Here is a 962-nt window from a genome sequence, read left to right as displayed (position 1 = left end):
GCTATAAATGCAGATGATTTTTTGTATGGTAATGCCAATAATAGTAATATCTTAGGCGGAACAGTGTATTTCTGGACGCACAATACGGCTATTAAATTAGTCAATTCTAAATATGCTTATGTTTCAGATGATTATGCGAGTTATAACCTTACAGGAGGTGTTGCTTCTGCGTTGAGTGACCCAAATCATGATGTTAGCGGAGTAGATAATGGTGTAAAACCAACCGGTTATATAGCTGCAGGTCAATCGTTTTTTACCAGTGCTGAATCCGGTTCGGGTTATGTAGAATTTACCAATGAAATGCGTTATGGTGGAACACACAATTCACAATTTTTCAAACCCGCTAAAACATCCAAATCAGGAGTAATGGAGAAACACCGTTTGTGGCTAAACATGACCAATTCAGGAGGAGCTTTCAAACAAACCCTTATTGGTTACATAGAAGGTGCTACCAATAAATATGATAAAAAATTCGATGGTTTGAGCTTTGATGGTAACAGTTATATTGATTTTTATAGTATCAACGATGCATCTAATATGACCATCCAGGGACGTTCTTTGCCATTTACGGATACCGATGTGGTTCCATTGGGTTACCGTTCGTCTATTGCAGGAAGTTTTACCATTGCAATCGATCAGGCAGATGGTAATTTGGCCAGTCAGAGAATCTATCTTGAAGACAAGCAAACCGGTACGATTAGCGAACTGACCGCCAGTAACTATACATTTACGACAAAAGCAGGTACTTTCAACAATCGTTTTGTTCTTCGTTATACCAACAAAACATTAGGCACAGGAGATTTTGAGACAGAAGCTGATGCGGTTTGGGTTGTAATTCAGAATAAGAATATTACAGTGAATTCGACAGTTGAGAATATTGAGAAGGTGTTTATTTATGACATAACCGGAAAACAATTATACCAGAAAGAGGATGTAAATAATCTTCAGCTGTTGATTGAGAA

The 962-nt window shown here is 37.6% G+C and carries 1 pseudogene; it reads left to right on the top strand.

Annotated elements, in window-relative coordinates:
* Window positions 1-962 (top strand): annotated as a pseudogene (locus DMB65_RS22240) (T9SS sorting signal type C domain-containing protein); the annotation flags it as partial.

Origin of the sequence: Flavobacterium cheongpyeongense, assembly GCF_003202435.1 — a bacterium.
Taxonomy (GTDB): domain Bacteria; phylum Bacteroidota; class Bacteroidia; order Flavobacteriales; family Flavobacteriaceae; genus Flavobacterium; species Flavobacterium cheongpyeongense.
This window is presented reverse-complemented; position numbering and strand designations above follow the sequence as displayed.